Below are 17,403 nucleotides of genomic sequence, written 5' to 3' on the forward strand. Positions count from 1 at the left end.
TTTTGCATCGACGATTCTTTCCAAGTTTTGCTTATATGCGATGGACCATGTATCCATGGCCGCGGAGGATTCGAGAGCCCGGTGGCTATCTACAACGCAACGTCTGCCGCTGGTAGTTCCGGCCAGCTTCTGCTTTCGGCAACGCATAGGGTGCCTGGCATTGGCCTTCTTTCCATTTCACAACCAACGTGCCCTGCTCCTGGTTGAGCAGCACAAACGCATTGCCATTCGGGTCCGCAATGCCCAACTGTTTGCCGGTTTGCGCGTCTTGCACGCTGGCGCCAAACGGCACCGGTTTGCCGTCGATCTGTTGCAGAGTGAACTGCGCACGCCGACCGCTGTAGCCACGAAAGGTCGCCTGCACGATGGCGCCGCGGCGCGGCACGACCTGCTTGACGGTGTCTTCGAGCTCGACGTCGGCGCCCAGGTTATGCGTGTCGGGACGCAAAGCGCTCAGCCGGTAAGGCTGTGCGTAGGTCACCACCGCGTAGCCGTTTCTACCAACCGGAATGCCACCGTCGGTGCGGATGTCCGTGCCCTTGAGGCCCTCCATTTTCATGAGCGCAAAGGTGTCGCCGACAGTACGGCTCAGGTTGACGCCGCCGCCATGTACCACTACGGCACCCATGGCATTCATGCTGGCCGATTGGTAGTCCCGTGCGACATTGATGTTGGCTGAAAGCTGGCCAGCATCGGCATCGTGTGTAATGCTTGCACCGCCCGTCGCGCCACGCCCGCTGCTGGTATAGCCGGCCTGCATGGCATATGACGTCTTTTCGCTGATGAAACCACTCAGACCGCTCTGGATGTTTGTGCCGCCGCTACTGTCGTTGCTGACGTTGGTGTAAGCACGCTGTGATTGCAGCTTGCCACCCAGCGGGATCGACATCGTGAGCATGACCTGCGTATTGCTGCCGTTGCTGCCAAAGCGGCTGTCCTTCGTCTGGCTGAGACTCAGGTTGTAGCTGAGCCGTTTCCAGTTGTTGCCGTAGCCGACGCTGATGCTGCGGCTGGAGCCCGGCTGGTTCCAATAGGTCTGCTGGCTGACGTTCAGGTAGACGCTGCCATACTTGCGATCAGGTCCGCCTAGGTCCTGGCTGGTCGTCAAGTCGACGCGCGAGCGGCTGCGGCCGGATTGCACGCCATCGGCGTTATGCAGGTCGTTAACGTGGTCGTTAAACGTGCGATAGCCCGACGTCGAGTAGCGATAGGCCGCGAGCGTGAAGTTCGTGTTGGTGCGCGTAAAAGTCTTGGCATACAAGATGCGCACACTCTGTCCGGTGTCGCGCTTACCCTGCGCGCGGCTGCTCGACTGCGTGATGTCCACCGACAGGGCGCCGACGGGCGTGTTCGTACCGACCCCCACGTTCAAGGCCTGGAAGTCTTTCGACACTTGCAGGCCGCCCGCCACCGTGCTGTTGTCGGTCAGGCCATAGACGAGCGAGCCGCTGACCAGATTAGGCGCGGGGCCCTGGTCCCCATCGTACTTGCCGGCTGCAAAGCTATACTTCAGGCGCCCCTTGCGCAGCATCAGCGGCAGGCTGGAGAACGCCTGATGCGTGACGCGCTTGCTACCGTCAGCTTCAATGACGGTGATCTCCAGATCGCCATTGGAGCCGGACGGGAAGATGTCGGTCAGCTGGAACGGGCCAGGCGGCACGTTGGCCCGATAGAGCACATAGCCGCTCTGGCGCACCTCGACCACCGCGTTGGTGGCTGCTTGACCGCGCACCACCGGCGCATAGCCGCGCTCGCTGTCGGGCAGCATGGCATCGTCAGAAGTGACTTGCACACCGCGAAACCGCACGCTATCAAACAACGTCGCGTCGGAATACTGCTCGCCGAACGTCAGCTGGCCCTTGATGGCATCGACGTCGCGCTGCACGAGCGTGCGGTTGCTCTTGAAGCGCGTCTGGCCGCTGTTGCTACCGGTGAGCGTGGACTCGTTTCGCAGGCGCCAGCGACCTATATTCACGCCGTTCTGCAGGCCAACGAAGTAGCTGCTGCTGTCAGTGCCGATGTGGCTGTGACCGTAGTTGCCGCTGAACTGGTAGTTGACGTAGCCGGCAGTGACCCCTTCGTCCCACAGCGCAGGGTCTATATAGCCGCGCGCCGCGCGGGAAAGAAAGGCCTGCGGAATGCTCAGATTGAGCTGCAGCCTGCCGGCATCGAAATCGACCGATGCCTGATCCAGCAGGTGCGGCAGATCAAGGCAGGCTTGGCTGTTGACATCCAGCGGCGGGTTGATCGCGCTCAGGTTGACACCGAAGTCCTGAAGCATCTTCGCCGTCAGGCACGGGCGCAGCTTGGCCTTGTCGGTGTCTTGGTAGAAATCGATGTCGCGACGGCCGACCAGATTACCGTTGACCTCCACCTCCACCCGATAGTTTCCGGGCGGCACGCTGCTGCCCGAACTCAGTACGGCGCTCAGGTCCGCTGGCCGTCCTTGGCCGTTCAGGAAACTCGTATTGAATGCGAGGAGCGTTGGATCCACCTGTGCGACGAGCGTCTCCCCTTCGGTGGCGCGCGCGCTGTTCATCATCGCAAGACACACGGCCAGGTAGAGCGGCGTTGTGCTCAGGCGTACAGGAGCCGCTTTCCCAACGGCCTTTCTGGAGAACGCTTTGGTCGTCTGGCAGGTAGACATTGCAATGCTCGCTTCTGGCTTTGTGAATCGGATGGCTGTCACATAGGCAAGCTCCGCTACGGTGGGTGCGGGCTAAGCCAGCCCAGGCGGGCTGGCGGAATCGAACTGGCGTTAGGCCAGCTCAATCAATTGCCGGCTGAGACCGGCGTGCTCGGCTGACTGCTGTGCAAGGTGACGCGGTAACTTTGGCGGCCGCCGTAGTCGTTAATGACGTCGTAGCGGAGCTCGGGTGCGCCGGCTCCGGCCGCCGGCAGCTTGACGGGCACAGCAACCGTCGAGTTAGGCGCGATCATCTTCGCGTCGATGACGGGCTCCTCTGCACTGCCGACATGCACCTTGGCGTCCACCACGGTCACGTGATACAGGCTCGGATTGGTCAAGCGCAGCAGCCCTTTGCCGGCGCCCTGGTTCAACTGCCATTGCAGGCGTGTAGGCGCCTTGACCGGATCGCCAGCCAGACCGGTGGGCCGGTAGAACACCTTGATGCGTTGACGAACAGCCAATTGCAGGACGTTGTCTTCTTTGGCGGTCTGAGGAATCTCCTGGACGTTCAGCCAAAATACGGATTCGCGATCCGTTGGCATGCCGACGCCTTCGTACAGCACACGCAGCAGTTGCTGCTGCTTGGCACCAACCTTTGCCAAAGGCGGTGTAATTGCGAACGGCAGTTGGGCATTGGCTACGTCTTCCAATGGATCCAGCCACGCCTGGAGCAGCGCATCTTGACCATCATTGCTGACGACGACTGAGCTTTCCTTGTTCTTTCCATCAAAGATGACGCGCGTGGTGCTGAGTGAAATGCTGGCGTGGCTCGCGGACGCAACCAACGCGCACGCCAACGCCGCGCCAACGGCGTATCGTTTTGCTTTCATATCCGGAACTGCCTGTGAAGAAATAGGCGGCAGCGGGGTAATGACCGCTGCCGATTGAAGCCAGCCGCGTTGGCTGGCGCTTGGCTTACGTTTACTCGTAGGTGAGCGTGAACGGCAGGCTGGCGTTGGCAATACCCGGCTTGATCTTGGCCGCGTCTGCGGCCACATAGGCGGCGGAGAACCGGACGTTGACTGCCCCGCCGGTCGCCGGCACCGTGGTCTGTGCCAGCAGATCGCCGTTGCTCAGGTCGAACGCGTTTGCACCTGCGCCCGTACCTTCGTACACGGCGATGCCCACACCTTGTGCGAAACCTGCAGCGGTGTTGCCGCTATTCACGCGCAGCGTCTTCTTGTCGGCGCTCAGGTCGGCCGCCTTACCGGCGAACTTCATGCTGACCTTGGCGCCCGTCTTGCACACCACGTCAATGTTGGCCGAGCCAGAACCGCTGGTCAGAAGCTTCGGTGCAGCAACCGTGCCGATGTCGTCCGCAGCGATCTTGCCCATGTTCACGTTGATGGTGCCTGCATCGCCGGTGAGCGAAGACACCTTGCAGGTGTCGCTCAGGATCGTGCCTTGGAAATTGATAACGCCATCCACCGACGCAGGCGCTGCTTGCGCCATTGCGGCGAAAGAAAGAGCAGACACGGCGACGCCAGCCAGGAACAGTTTTGCTTTCATTGACTTACCCTTAGATTGAATCCGCAGCACGAACGTGCGGGATTTGGTCGAGAACAAATGCCTATCGAAGAAGGCAGGCGCAAGTATTCCAAGCGTGGCGGCTGCGCCATATCAGACTGTTCTGAAAAAGCGGAGGGATTCTTGCGTTCTGCTCGCACGCCTCCGCTTTAGGCATTGGGGCGCGCGGAGACATTCTCGTCACGAACGAGGCGACTCGCTAGGCATGCGGCAGAACCCGGAAATCGTTGCAGCACAAGGCTCCGTGCCGCCTCAGGCAAGGCGTACACGGCATATGTGGGGGGATACGGAACCGGAGCGACGTTCGCTCCGTTGACAAATTCAGGTAGTGGCGCTGTCCGTCGGGTGCAGCGATTGGAGTTCCGCCAGGAGCGCATGCGCGTCTGCCGTGATGCCCCCCGACGCCTTCGAAAGATGCCGCTCCAATTCGCTTGCCACTTGGCGCGTTCGCAGGTCGTCCACAACGGCAGCGGCACCGGATATCCGATGTGCCGCGCGACGTGCCTGCTCGATATTCCGATCTGCGAGACCCTGCGCGAGCATTTCAAGATCGGTTTTCATGGTCTCTCGATAGATCGCCAGCACGTCCACCGTCGATTCCGTCTCGCGCTCTGCCTGCACCGTACGGGAGCCGGAATCACCATGGCCGCACCAAAGCGCGATCAGTTCCCGTAAGGCGGCAAGGCGCAGCGGCTTGCTAAGGACGCCGTCCATGCCGCTGTCGAAACACCGGACGCGGTGCGTGTCGCCTGTCACAGCCGAGATGGCCACAATGGGCGTGCGCTCGCCTCCGCGCTGATGTTCGATGTTTCGCATGCGCTGCGCGACGGTATATCCATCAATCCCCGGCAGATTGCAGTCGAGCAGCACCATGTCAAACGCTGCTGACGCAAACTGTTCGAGCGCGGCCTCACCGGTGCCGGCGATTGCAGACCGGCAGCCCAGTGCCTCAAGCTGATGCTGGATCGCGTGTTGCACCGCTTCGTGGTCATCCACCACTAGGACCAGCGGCCCCTCCTCCGATTCCGGCGACGGCGCCTTTACCGTCCGAGGAGGCGATATTGCGTGAGGCGCAGACGCCAATGCTGTTTCCGCAGCCTTCGGCAACGCCACCGCTGCGTGCGCCTCGCGTGTCGGCAACATGACGGTGAATACCGTGCCGACTTCGGGGCTGCTGCTGACGGTGATCACGCCCTCCATCAACTCCACGAGTTCGTGGCAGATCGACAAGCCCAGCCCAGTTCCGCTCGCACCGCGATTTCCCGGGCTTTCCACACGTGCATACGGCTCGAAAATGTTCCGCTGGCGCTCGGGCGGAATGCCCATGCCCGTGTCCCTGACCTCGAGCACGAGCGTTCCAGTGCCGCGCCGCCTTCCGGGCAGATAGTCGACGCGAAAAACGACCTTGCCGGCCGCGGTGAATTTGATGGCGTTCACCAGCAGATTCAGTGCGATCTGCCGTACGCGCATGGCGTCGATCTCCACGCTGAAATCCGGCGCGCAGGCGAGATCGAGCGATAACGCCAGTTTCTTCTCATCGGAGCGCCAACGGACCATGTCCAGAGTCTGCTCGGCCCACGGCCCGATCGCCGTAGGCTGAAGCGCGAGTGTCACGCTGCGAGATTCGAGACGCGAGTATTCAAGGACATCGTCAAGCAGCGCCAAGAGCGTTTCCGACGCCGAGACAGCGGCATCCGTGCGACTGGCTTGCTGGCCGGTCAATTGCGAGCGCTGCAGCAGTTCCAGCGACGCAAGAATCGTGTGCATCGGCGTGCGGATTTCGTGGCTGATGAATGCGAGGAACATCGCCTTGTCACGCTCACTGCGAACGGCGGCCACACGCGCACGCCATAGCACATAGGCCAACACCGCAAACGCCAGAACAACGGCCGCAACGAGAGCGACCTGGCGCCAGCGGTAATGCAGGATCGAGGCGAGCGACGGCGCGCCGTAGTCGGTCGTTTCCTGCCACCGCTGCCGGATAGCGTCGGCCTCCGACGCCGAAATGGCGGTCAGCGATTTATCGAGAATCGACGCGAGCATGGGATTGTCATCGCGCGTGACCATCGTCAACGCATAGGGCCGGTCCCAGAGGCTGCCCGAGAGAAACAGCCGGCCCTTGAACTGCCGGTGCAGTTGCGGAACGATCGAAGCGTCCGTCCCGAGTACGGCGTCGGCAACGCCGTCAACAACCGCCTGCAACGCGTCGGACTCGTTTTGAAACGTTACCAACTTCACGGGGACGGAGCTGCGGCGGATGGCCAGTTCAAGACCACCGCCGCCCTTGATCGCAAGCCGCTTGCCGGACAGTTGCGAGAAACTGGCGAACAGGTTTTCCTGTTCCGCCGTAACGATGGCGATTGTCCCGACATAGTACGGCGTGCTCGCGATGTAACCGTCTCGGTAGGGTGCCACGGCTTCGTCCTTGCTCCAGTCGGGGAGCATGTCCACCTGCCCGAGCTTCAGTGCAGCCAGCGAGCCGTTCCAGCACGCACCTTCCACATATTCGAAACGCAGCCCACTCACATGGGCAACCGCATCGAGGAACGATGGAACCATGCCGGCCACCTTGCCGGCTTTGACAAACTCGAACGGACGCCAATGCGCATCCACGCAGGTGCGCACGATCGGATGCGCGGCGATCCAGGCATCCTCTTCGGGGGTGAACAGCGAAGTTGGGGCCGCATTGCTGCCGCCGGACATCAAGCCGAGCCAGAAGCCTAAGATCAGCGCGCGGACCGCCGCGGCTACATTGCTCACATCTCCCCCCCATCCCCATACCGGAATCGATTGCCTCGGCGCGTCGGGTTCGCGATGTTGCTGATCGCGCCAGTTCAGAAGCTTAATTCAGTCCCGAGCCGGATGGCCGGAAACGACCTGAAGGCTGTGTCGAACGGTCAACGAACGCATGGATGCGATTCGACTGGCGATGGAGCTGCCGCGCGTCGCCCGAGGAAAAGCGCAGACGCTCAGAACCGAGACGCACGACGTCGCGCGAGGGCTACCGCAGCGGCGGCCAGTGCGAGCCCGAGGATCGGGTCCACCGCACCGGCACCCCCCACCCCTGTGCTGCCCGTGGCCGCACCCGCCGCCGCATCGGCTTCCGGATTCGTGCCGCCGCCTGCCGTCTGCGTGCTGAGCGCGAGGTCGACCAGCACCGGATCGTGGTCCGACGAGCGGTAGGCGTCCGGCGCGTAGAACGTCTGCTGCTGTTCGGCGCTCTTGTGGGCGAACGAGTATTCCAGCGCAATCGGCTCATCGGCGTTGATGTGCCACTCGTGCACGGCGCGCACGCGCTCGGCCAGGCCGGAGGTGGCGAGCGCATGATCGATGTAGCCGGCTTCGCCGCCATAGACGTAGCTGTACGCATCCGTGCCGACGAACTTCGCCACCATGTCGGCATAGCCTTTGTCGGCGAACAGCACGACGGGGTCTTCCTTGGCATAGCTGTTGAGGTCGCCGATCAGGAGCTTGCCGATGTCCGCCACGCCGGTCGGCGAGATCGCCAGCCAGTCGGCGATCAGGCCGGCAGCGCGGACGCGGGTGGGGTTCCAGCAGCTTTGGCCATCGCCTTGGTCGGCGTCCTTGCCGCTCGCACCAGAACAGCCCTTGGACTTCAGGTGATTGACGACCACGGTGAAGTTCTGCGTGCCGCCGATGCGTCGGAAGCTGCGCGCGAGCGGCTGGCGGTTCTTGTCGTCGATGGCAAGCGTGGCCGGCGTGCCGACGGGCTCCACTGTGCGGCCGTTGTAGATGATTGCCACCGTGATTGCATCGCCGCCGAGCTTCGGTATGCCCGGGTCGACATAGCGCCAGTCGGCGCCAAGCTGGGTCGTCAGGCGGCGGATGGCGCTGAGCTCGCCGTAGCCGTCGTTCTCGATTTCCATCAGGCCGACCACGTCGGCATTGAGGTCGCGGATGGCGGCGACGATCTTGGCTTCCTGGCGTTCGAACTCGGCCCGTGTCTTGGCACCTCGATTGGCTGGATCATCAAAGCCAGCCCCTTTGCCGTCTCCGTTGAAGTAGTTCAGCACGTTGAACGAAGCGACGCGCACATCGGCCTGAGCGTGGCGCGCAGGGGCACCCGCACGCGGGTTCGCAGCAGCATTGAAAGCCGGCGCGGCCGCACCCGGGACAGGCTGCAGGCGCCAGGCGTTGTAGCGCATTTCAAGCACGCCCTGCACACCGCTCACGGTATAGCCGGCGCGCACTGGATTTGCCGCCGACAGGCCCGGCGCCGGGTAACGCACGCTGGCGGGATTTTGCTGATTGGAGCCATCGTCAAGCACGATGCGGTTCAGCGCATTGACCGATGCCTGGGCCGCGCCAGTTGCGGGCCGTGCCACGTTTGTCGGCAATGGCAGGCGACCGTTGCTGAGCAGCAGACTGCCGTAGCGTCCAAGTTCGTACGTCTCGCTTACCGTGAGGGTCTGCGGCAGGCGCACGAGCATCCCTTCATACGCGGACCACGCCCTCGCATCGGCCACGGGCAATGTCACGTCGATCGGCGTCACGCTGTTGCCGCCGGCGCAGCTTGCGATGCCGTTGGTGGCCAGCGTCAACTGCGTCTGGCCATACTTCTCCTCCACCTTGCCGACGAGGTGGACAAGGTCTCCCGCACGGGCTGTGACGCCGGGCGCGTGGATGAACAGTCCTTCCGATACGCCGGGCAGTCTGCGGCGCTGCGCGTCGGGCTGTTGCACGAAGAAGCCGTTGAAACCGCTGGTGCCGCTGTAGTCGGCGGTCACCACGGCTTCGATCTCGACGTTCTGACCGGCCAGCGGCGAGGTCGGGCCGGCGCCCTGCACATCCGCAAGGTGCGTTGCCGGCGCCCCGCACACGGCAGCGGCAGGCGGTGGCGTGACGGTGCCCTGCCCGTTGTACAACCCAAGGTCGGAAAAGTCGTCGACGTCGAACGCGTCCCATTGGAGGGACGGATCGAAAGCAGCCGTCGCTGCCGTATCGCCCTGCTTCACCGAGCCCTTGCGGCGCAGCGTGTGGTCTTTCGTGCCGGCGCTGGCTGTACCCCAGAAGCCGGACGGCGGTTGATAGCCAACCTGGCCGATGCGGTCGACAACCACGCCGGAACGCGTGAGCGTCAGCGCATCGTCGCCATTGAAGGAGAACGCCGCAGTCTGATTGACGCGGCTGCCGAGCACGCTGGCCAGTGTGCTGTGGGCCATCACATGGACGGCGCCTGGCGCCAGCTTGCCCGAGAGCGCAAACGACGCGGTGGGCGTGCTGGCGCCATTGTTGTACTGCTCGATCTTGTAGACCGACAGATCGGCTTCGGCGCCGTCCGGGTTGTAGATTTCGATGGCCTTGTTGTTCGAGCTGCCTTCTACGTACTCGCTGATGAGAAGCTCGGCTTGAGCAGGCAACGCCACGGACAGCACGGCGGCAAGGAGGAAATGCAGGCGCATGGGGACGGGGGGGTTGGGGAATAAAAGGATTTCGGCATACCCTCAGCAACGCCGATGACGCACGCATGGCGTGCCGTCACCGATCGTTCAGCATTCTGTAAGCCGTTCCTTCCTCGCAGCCCGCGCTCACCAAAAAATGAAACAAGCGTCGACGCTGCCGTCGGCGTGTTGTCTACGTGGGACCGATACAGAATCGCGAAAATTTATGGATTTCTGTACCTGTTGGCCGAATCGCGGCCAGTGCTAGCCTGCAAGCTCTTCGCCCTTTCCGCAGACAGCGATTTCGCCATGCCTACCCTCACCAACCTGCTCACCTTTGCCTTGGTTGCGCTCGGCATGGTGCTGACGCCGGGCCCGAACATGATCTACCTGATCTCGCGTTCGATCTGCCAGGGGCGCAACGCCGGGCTGGTGTCGCTGGCGGGCATCGCCACGGGCTTCGTTTTCTACATGCTGTGCGCCGCATTCGGCATCACCGCCTTGCTGATGGCCGTGCCGTTTGCCTACGATGCGCTGCGCTTTGGCGGCGCGATCTATCTGCTGTACCTCGCCTGGCAGGCGGTGCGGCCCGGCGGCCGGGCGCCGTTCCAGGTGCGTGAACTACCGGTGGACAGCCCGCGCAAGCTCTACACGATGGGCTTGCTGACCAGCCTGCTCAATCCGAAGGTCGCAGTGCTCTATCTGTCGCTGCTGCCGCAGTTCATTGAGCCGGCGCATGGCAGCGTGCTGGTGCAGTCGGTCTGCCTGGGGCTGACACAAATCTGCGTGAGCGTGACCGTCAATTCGATGATCGCGGCCACGGCGGGCAGCATCGCGGCATTCCTCTCGCGCAAGCCGAGCTGGCTATCGGTTCAGCGCTACCTGATGGGCACCGTGCTGACCAGCCTGGCGCTGCGCATGGCGATGGAAGCGCGCAAGTAGCCACACAAAGTCGGTGAAACGATCCGCCGCCAAATCAAAACGGGGCGATCCGGTTTGGCCGGATCGCCCCGTTTTCATTGAACGCGCTGCCAGATCAGCGGCGGCGCATGTAGAACGTGAACACCTTGTCGTGCTCGCTATGCTCCAGCAGCTCGTTGCCGGTCTGCTTGGCGAACGCTTGGAAGTCGCGCGTGGCGCCGGGGTCGGTGGCAAGAATCTTGAGCACGTCGCCGCTTTGCATGTCGGCAAGCGCCTTCTTCGTGCGCAGGATGGGCAGCGGGCAATTCAGGCCGCGCGCGTCGATTTCCTTTTGAAACTCCATGTCTTCCTCAGTGGTACGGGCCAGCGGCGCAGTGCCACTCGCGTCAGTCATTCCGGGATTGTAACGAGCCGGGTGGGTTGCCACTGGCGCGGCGGCGGCTCGGCCGGTTCGCCGGTGCGGATGTCGATGTAGTTGACGGGCAGCCCGCGCGCGGTCAGAAAATCGGCGACGGCATAACCGGTGCCGGCCGTCCAGGGGCGGACTTTCTCGAACGGCTTCAGGCGGTATTCAACCAACTCTTCCGACAGCGCGATCTCGCCATCGGCCACCACGTGGTACGCAATGATCAGTTCATTTTTGCGGATGAACTCATACACACCGATCAGCGAGATCGAGCGAGCGTCGAGGTTCGTCTCTTCCTTCAGTTCGCGCGCGATGCCCTCTTCGGGTGTCTCGTCGCGTTCGAGAAAACCCGTGACGAGCGCGAACATGCCCTCCGGCCACAGCGCATTGCGCGCGAGAAACATCTGCCCGCGATATTCGACAACCGCCGCCAGGACGGGCAACGGATTGTTCCAGTGGACGAAGCCGCAGTCCGGCACCGGACACGCGATGCGCAGGCGGCCGGCGTTGTGCTGCTCGACGAGCGGCGTAGCGCATTGGGGGCAGAAGCGGTAGTCGAAGCTCATGGCAGAGAGATGCGTTAGACAGCTTGCTCACAGGCGTTGCGGATGTCGGCGGCGAAGGCTTCCACCGTCTCGGGCTCCACATCCCACGAACACATCAGGCGGCAGCCGCCGGCACCAATGAAGGTGTAGAAACGCCAGCCGCGGGCGCGCAGCGCCTCAATGGCGGGCACCGGCAACTCGGCGAACACGGCGTTCGACTCGGTCGGGAACATGATGCGCACGCCCGGCACGTCGGCAATGCGCGCGTGCAGTAACTGCGCCATCGCGTTGCCGTGACGCGCGTTGCGCAGCCACACATCGTTCTCGAGCAGACCCAGCCACGGCGCCGAGATGAAGCGCATCTTCGACGCCAGCTGCCCAGCCTGCTTCACGCGATAGGCAAAGTCCTCGGCCAGGCGGCGGTCGAAGAAGACAACCGCCTCGCCGACCGGCAGACCGTTCTTCGTGCCCCCAAAGCACAGCACATCCACACCGGCACGCCACGTGATCTCGGACGGATGCACCCCAAGCGAGGCCACCGCGTTGGCAAAACGCGCGCCATCCATATGCACGCGCAACTGCCGACGCTTGGCAATCGCGGCAATCGCGCGGACTTCGTCGACGGTGTAGACGGTGCCGACTTCCGTCGATTGCGTCAGCGAAACGACCTTGGGCTTCGGGTAGTGGATATCGGAGCGCCGCGTGACGAGGGCTTCCACCGCATCCGGGGTCAGCTTGCCGTTCTCGCCCTTGGCGGTCAGCAACTTCGAGCCGTTGGAAAAGAACTCGGGGCCGCCGCATTCGTCGGTTTCGATGTGCGCCAGCTCGTGGCAGATCACGGAGTGATACGACTGGCATAGCGACGACAGCGCCAGCGAATTGGCCGCCGTGCCGTTGAAGACGAAGAAGACTTCGCAATCGGTCTCGAACAGGTCGCGAATGCGGTCGCACACGCGCTGCGTCCACGAATCATCGCCATAGGCCGGCTCATGGCCGCTGCCGTTGGCCTCCAGGAAATACTTCAGCGACTCCGGGCAGAAGCCCGCGTAGTTGTCTGAGGCGAAATGCTGCTTGGGCTGCATGGCGGGCCGGCAAATGGAGGTGGAAGAGGACGGGTTACTTCTGCTCGGACCACAGCACACCGCCGGTGGCCCAGTTCTCGCGCTTGATGTCGGTGATGATGATGTCGACGGCGCCCGGGGCGCAGCCCAGCGATTCGCAGGTGACGCGCGTCACCTCTTCGACGAGCTTGCGCTTCTGCTCAACGCTGCGGCCCTCGAACATCTCGATATGGAAAGTCGGCATGGTGTCTCCTGTTTAGTGCGTCGCTCTGATAGTCGCGGCGGTTGTATCAGTCGCGTCAGTCGCGATACGAAGCGTCGATTTTATCCAGTTTGCGCAACAGCGCCGGCCACTCGATCACGCCTTCGATGGCGCCGCCATCTTCGAGCTGTTCCGCCGCGCGATCTGCCACGTGCGGCGCGGGCGAGACGACCTCGCCGCCGGCAAGCGCCTGGAGCTGGATCTCGCATGCCTTGATGAGCGTGGCCATCAGCACGTGCGCCTCGGCCACGGTCCGGCCGATGGTGAGGGTGCCGTGATTGCGCAGCAGCATGGCGAAATGATGGCCGAGCGACGCGGTAAGGCGCGCGCCCTCTTCCGGCGTGAAGGCAAGACCTTCGTAATCGTGATACGCGATGCGCCGATGAAACCGCAGCGCATGCTGAGACAGCGGCAGCAGCCCGCGCTTCTGCGCGGACACAGCAATGCCCGCCGTATTGTGCAGATGGATCACGCACTGCGCGTCGCGCCGTGCGGCATGCACGGCCGCGTGCAATGCAAAGCCCGTGACGTTGACGGACGGACGCGCAGCGCCCTCGGGCCAATCGCCGACTAGCTGGCCGCGGCCATGGATCTTGACGAGGTTGGATGCGGTGATTTCGTCGAACGCCAGGCCGAAAGCGTTGATCAGGAAGTGATCGGGCTCGCCCGGCACGGTCGCAGACAGATGGGTGTAGACCAGATCGTCCCAACCGTTGAGCGCGGCCAGTCGATACGCGGCTGCCAGATCGACGCGCACCGCACGCTCGGCTTGGCTGATCTCGCCGCCGGGCACAACGGCATCGGGGCGCAGGGCAAAAGACATGAGGCTCCTCCAATGGAGGAGGCATTCTAGAACGGGTGCACCGACCGCGCTGTCCGCGCCTTTACATGCCGCGCATCACGCACGCGCCGGGGCAACGCGCTTGACCACAAGAAAGATGACCACGCCGGCCACGAGCGACACGGCTGCCACGGCAAGCGATGCATTGAAGCCGCCCGTGGCCGCAAACAGCCGGTTCGCCAGCGGCGGCCCGGCGATCTGGCCGATGCCATACGCGGCCGTCATCAGCCCCATCAGACGCGGCGCGGCATGCGGCCAGAGCCGGCGCGCCTCGCGCATGGCGAACAGCGTGATCGCCGTGAATGGCAGGCCTAGCAGCGTGCTCGAAAGCGCAAGCCCCGCCACTGTCGGCCAGACGATGCTGATGGTCACGGCAACCGCTTGCATGCCATAGGCCGTGGCCAGCAGCGAACGGTTGTCGCGCGCCAGGCTGATCCGCGTGGAAAGGAATGCCCCGAGCGCCACGCCGGCACCGAACATCGGCCAGAACAGATCGGGCCAGAGCGAACCTGCAGGCAGCACCTTGCGGGCGATCACGGGCAGGAACGTGGCGGTGATGATGTAGCCGAACCCGGCCAGACCGTAGGCAATCGTGAGCGCGCTGGTGGGCGCATCCAGGCCGGGTGCCTTGCCGGACGCGGCGGGCGCCGGAGCGGCATGCGCCGGTGCCTCGGGCCGAATGGTCGACCACACCGCCGCCGAAAGCAGCGCAGACAGCACGCCAAACGCAATCCACGCCGACGTTGCATGCCAACCCAGCGCCACCATGCCGCTGGCCGCCAGGCCCGGAATGGCGATGCCGAGACCCGGCCCGCAGAAAATGATGCCGCCGAGCGCCGCGTGGCCCAGTTCGGTCAGCCGATGCAGGCACCAGCCCGCCGTAAATACGAACACCAGCGCGCTGGCCATACCGGCCGCAAAGCGCAGCACAAGCCACGCAGGCTGCCCTTGCAACACGCCCATCCCGGCGGTCAGCAGCACCGTCGCAACCAGACCGATGCGGATGAGGCGCGCTGCATCGCCGCGCACTGCCATGCAGGCCAGCGCGCCCACGAAATAGCCCAGGTAATTGCCGGTGGCCAGCCAACTGCCCTGCGCCAGCGTCAGGCTGCCGTCGTGCAGCATCATCGGCAGGATCGGCGTGAAGGCGAAACGGCCGATGCCCATCGCCACGGACAGCGCCACCATGCCCGCAATCGCCACGCGCCAAGCGCTGGCTCGCTGGGAATGCGCGGCGGACAAGGCTGAGGGAGAAGACAGCGTGTGCTCCATGGAGTGGGCCCGGATGAGGGAATTGGCACTTCATCGTACGCAAGGCCGCTCATCCTGAAAAATGAATTATATTGAACAAACCCATTAGCATTTGAGATACATCATGGATCTGTCCTCGCTCGAGATCTTCCGCGCTGTCGTGCGCGAAGGCGGCGTCACGCGGGCGGCGCAGCAGCTCAATCGCGTGCAGTCGAATGTGACGACCCGCATCCGACAGCTGGAGACTTCGCTCGGCGTGCAACTCTTCGTACGTGAGAGCAAGCGCATGGTGCTCACGCCCGCCGGGCAGACCCTGCTGACCTACGCCGACGACATCCTCCGCCTGGCCGCCGAGGCTCGCCAGGCCGTGCAGCCGCGCGAACCGCACGGGCGCCTGCGCATCGCCTCGATGGAAAGCACGGCGGCCAGCCGCCTTCCTGCCCTGCTGGCCACGCTGCATCAACGCTGGCCGCGCGTGCAGCTTGAACTGGTGACGATGACCACGCGCCACTCCCTCCAGGCACTATCGAACTTTGAAGTCGATTGCGCGTTCGTTGCCGAAACCGCGTGCTCGAACAACAGGCGCGCCGCCATGACAACGCTGCCGGCTTTCTCGGAAGAACTGGTACTGATTGCCCACCGCGCCCATCCACCGATCCGTCGCGCTTCGGATGTACAGACCACGGGCCTGCTCGCGTTCGAAGCCGGCTGCGCCTATCGGCAATTGATCGAAGACTGGTTTGCGGCAGACGGTGTGGCGCCATCGCGGGTGCTGGAGCTTGGCTCGTACCACGCCATCATCGCGTGCGCGGCAGCCGGTATTGGTGTGGCGTTCGTGCCCCGCTCGGTGCTGGAGCTGTATACGAATGCTCCGGAAATCAGCATCCACGCGCTCGGCAAGCCGGGCCGTGTCGACACGCTGCTTGCCTGGCACCGCGACATGGCCGGACCCTCCCTGCAGGCGCTCCTGCAGGTGCTGAGCGAGCCCCAAGCAGCGGCAAGCAAGACCGCGCGGGAAGCCATTGCCGCCTAAACTGAAAGCGGATGCTGGGACCGTGCCGCCGGTCTGATCGGGCAAAGCGCGGCAATCACGGACGGAGGCGCGAATGCGACCGTCGTTGCGGATGCGGCGTTGGATGGGATGGTTGGCAGCGGTCGTCGCCGCAGTCTGGACCAGCCTTGCCGTGGCAGCGGCGCCGGTCGTGGTGTTGCCGGTCAACGGTGCCATCGGGCCAGCCAGCGCGGCCTACGTGATCCGCGGCCTGCAACAGGCGCGCGACCAAGGTGCGCAGCTTGTCGTACTGCAAATGGATACGCCCGGCGGCCTCGATGCGTCGATGCGCCAGATCATTCAGGCCATCCTTGCGTCGCCCGTGCCGGTGGCTGGCTACGTGGCCCCCGGTGGCGCGCGGGCAGCGAGCGCGGGCACCTACATCCTTTATGCATGCCACGTTGCCGCAATGGCGCCCGCCACGAACCTGGGTGCGGCCTCTCCGGTAGCGATCGGCATGGGCGGGCACGCTCCCAGCCCTGGCGCCACACCGGCCAGCGCGCCAGCCGCCTCCTCCAGCAACGAAGACACCCTCGCCCGCAAGCAGATGCACGACGCGGCGGCCTACATCCGGGGCCTGGCGCAACTGCGCGGTCGCAACGCGGAATGGGCTGAGCGCGCCGTGCGTGAGGCCGTGAGCCTCGACGCGCCCGAAGCCGCCAGCCAGCACGTGATCGATCTTGTTGCGGCAAACCTCCCTGATCTGCTCAAACAAGTCGATGGCCGCGCGGTGCGCACGTCCGCCGGCATGGTCACGTTGCGTACAGCCGAAGCCACGATCGTCACGCTGGAGCCCGACTGGCGCAATCACTTCCTCGGCGTCATTACCGACCCAAGCCTGGCGCTGCTACTGCTGACGGTGGGCGTGTACGCACTGATCTTCGAATTCTCGACCCCTGGCATGGTCGTGCCCGGCATCCTCGGCGCCGTGTGCATCGTGGTGGCGCTCTACGGGCTGCAGATGCTCCCGATCAACTACGCGGGGCTCGCCCTCATTGCACTTGGCCTCGGCTGTATGGTGGCTGAAGCATTCCTGCCGACGTTCGGCGCGCTCGGCGTGGGCGGCATCGTTGCGTTCGTGCTGGGTGCGGTGATGCTGATCGATACGCAAACGCCGGGCTTTGGCGTGCCGCTTCCGCTCATCATCGGACTGGCTTTCGTGAGCCTGACCGTTGTTCTAGCGCTCTCCAGCCTGGCGGTGCGTGCGCGACGGCGGCCGATCGTGACCGGCGGCGATACGCTCATCGGCATGACAGGCGAAGTAGTGGACGTCGATACACCGGACGCCGATGCCGACAGTGACGGCTGGGCGCGCATCCATGGCGAGCGCTGGCGTGTGCGCTGCGATGGTGGCATCGCGCGTGGCGATCAGGTGCGCGTGATCGGCCGGCGTGGGCTGACGCTGATGGTGGAACCCGTTGCCCCCCTCGCGGCGTCTTCATAAGGA

14 protein-coding genes are annotated in these 17,403 nt (G+C 64.0%); 3 read left to right on the forward strand and 11 right to left on the reverse strand.

What is annotated here, in order from left to right; genetic code table 11:
• Positions 1–85: 85 nt before the first annotated feature.
• The 5 genes from AAHM38_RS16940 to AAHM38_RS16960 all read right to left on the reverse strand — a co-directional run bounded on the left by AAHM38_RS16940 (position 86) and on the right by AAHM38_RS16960 (position 9,639).
• Entirely contained in the window at positions 86–2,647 is a 2,562-nt protein-coding gene (locus AAHM38_RS16940; protein ID WP_012761544.1) for a fimbria/pilus outer membrane usher protein, read from the reverse strand.
• 125 nt (positions 2,648–2,772) lie between these two features.
• Positions 2,773–3,486, reverse strand: coding sequence for a fimbrial biogenesis chaperone (locus tag AAHM38_RS16945; RefSeq protein ID WP_225694653.1), 714 nt, complete (start codon positions 3,484–3,486; stop codon positions 2,773–2,775).
• Between the two features lie 124 nt (positions 3,487–3,610).
• Positions 3,611–4,198, reverse strand: coding sequence for a fimbrial protein (locus AAHM38_RS16950; protein WP_012761542.1), 588 nt, complete (start codon positions 4,196–4,198; stop codon positions 3,611–3,613).
• Positions 4,199–4,537: 339 nt separating this feature from the next.
• The gene (locus AAHM38_RS16955; protein ID WP_116574729.1) at positions 4,538–6,976 is read right to left on the reverse strand and encodes an ATP-binding protein; all 2,439 of its coding nucleotides are present in this window, start codon (positions 6,974–6,976) and stop codon (positions 4,538–4,540) included.
• A 209-nt stretch (positions 6,977–7,185) separates the two neighbouring features.
• Positions 7,186–9,639 (reverse strand): ExeM/NucH family extracellular endonuclease, encoded by a 2,454-nt coding sequence (locus tag AAHM38_RS16960; RefSeq protein WP_116574728.1) that lies wholly within the window; start codon positions 9,637–9,639, stop codon positions 7,186–7,188.
• 288 nt (positions 9,640–9,927) lie between these two features.
• Between AAHM38_RS16960 and AAHM38_RS16965 the strand changes: the two genes are divergently transcribed.
• Positions 9,928–10,560: a LysE family translocator gene (locus tag AAHM38_RS16965; RefSeq protein ID WP_012761539.1), complete on the forward strand. Its 633-nt coding sequence runs from the start codon at positions 9,928–9,930 to the stop codon at positions 10,558–10,560.
• Positions 10,561–10,654: 94 nt separating this feature from the next.
• On the opposite strand, the gene AAHM38_RS16970 is transcribed toward AAHM38_RS16965, so the two are convergent.
• The 6 genes from AAHM38_RS16970 to AAHM38_RS16995 form a co-directional block, all read right to left on the reverse strand.
• The gene (locus AAHM38_RS16970) at positions 10,655–10,882 is read right to left on the reverse strand and encodes a sulfurtransferase TusA family protein (protein ID WP_004629370.1); all 228 of its coding nucleotides are present in this window, start codon (positions 10,880–10,882) and stop codon (positions 10,655–10,657) included.
• Between the two features lie 47 nt (positions 10,883–10,929).
• Positions 10,930–11,511 (reverse strand): NUDIX hydrolase, encoded by a 582-nt coding sequence (locus tag AAHM38_RS16975; protein ID WP_012761538.1) that lies wholly within the window; start codon positions 11,509–11,511, stop codon positions 10,930–10,932.
• A 14-nt stretch (positions 11,512–11,525) separates the two neighbouring features.
• The gene (locus AAHM38_RS16980; protein WP_009238734.1) at positions 11,526–12,572 is read right to left on the reverse strand and encodes a threonine aldolase family protein; all 1,047 of its coding nucleotides are present in this window, start codon (positions 12,570–12,572) and stop codon (positions 11,526–11,528) included.
• Positions 12,573–12,606: 34 nt separating this feature from the next.
• Positions 12,607–12,795, reverse strand: coding sequence for a 4-oxalocrotonate tautomerase (locus tag AAHM38_RS16985; RefSeq protein WP_004629375.1), 189 nt, complete (start codon positions 12,793–12,795; stop codon positions 12,607–12,609).
• Between the two features lie 55 nt (positions 12,796–12,850).
• On the reverse strand, positions 12,851–13,636 hold the full coding sequence (locus tag AAHM38_RS16990; protein WP_116574727.1) for a class II aldolase/adducin family protein: 786 nt from the start codon (positions 13,634–13,636) through the stop codon (positions 12,851–12,853).
• Between the two features lie 75 nt (positions 13,637–13,711).
• Positions 13,712–14,926: a YbfB/YjiJ family MFS transporter gene (locus tag AAHM38_RS16995; RefSeq protein ID WP_009238736.1), complete on the reverse strand. Its 1,215-nt coding sequence runs from the start codon at positions 14,924–14,926 to the stop codon at positions 13,712–13,714.
• A 103-nt stretch (positions 14,927–15,029) separates the two neighbouring features.
• Here AAHM38_RS16995 and AAHM38_RS17000 point away from each other — a divergent pair, with 103 nt between their 5' ends.
• The gene (locus tag AAHM38_RS17000) at positions 15,030–15,938 is read left to right on the forward strand and encodes a LysR family transcriptional regulator (RefSeq protein ID WP_116574726.1); all 909 of its coding nucleotides are present in this window, start codon (positions 15,030–15,032) and stop codon (positions 15,936–15,938) included.
• 73 nt (positions 15,939–16,011) lie between these two features.
• Entirely contained in the window at positions 16,012–17,400 is a 1,389-nt protein-coding gene (locus AAHM38_RS17005; protein ID WP_116574725.1) for an NfeD family protein, read from the forward strand.
• Positions 17,401–17,403 lie beyond the last annotated feature (3 nt).

This window comes from Ralstonia sp. OTU4908 (assembly GCF_038440115.1).
Classification (GTDB): Bacteria; Pseudomonadota; Gammaproteobacteria; order Burkholderiales; family Burkholderiaceae; genus Ralstonia; species Ralstonia pickettii.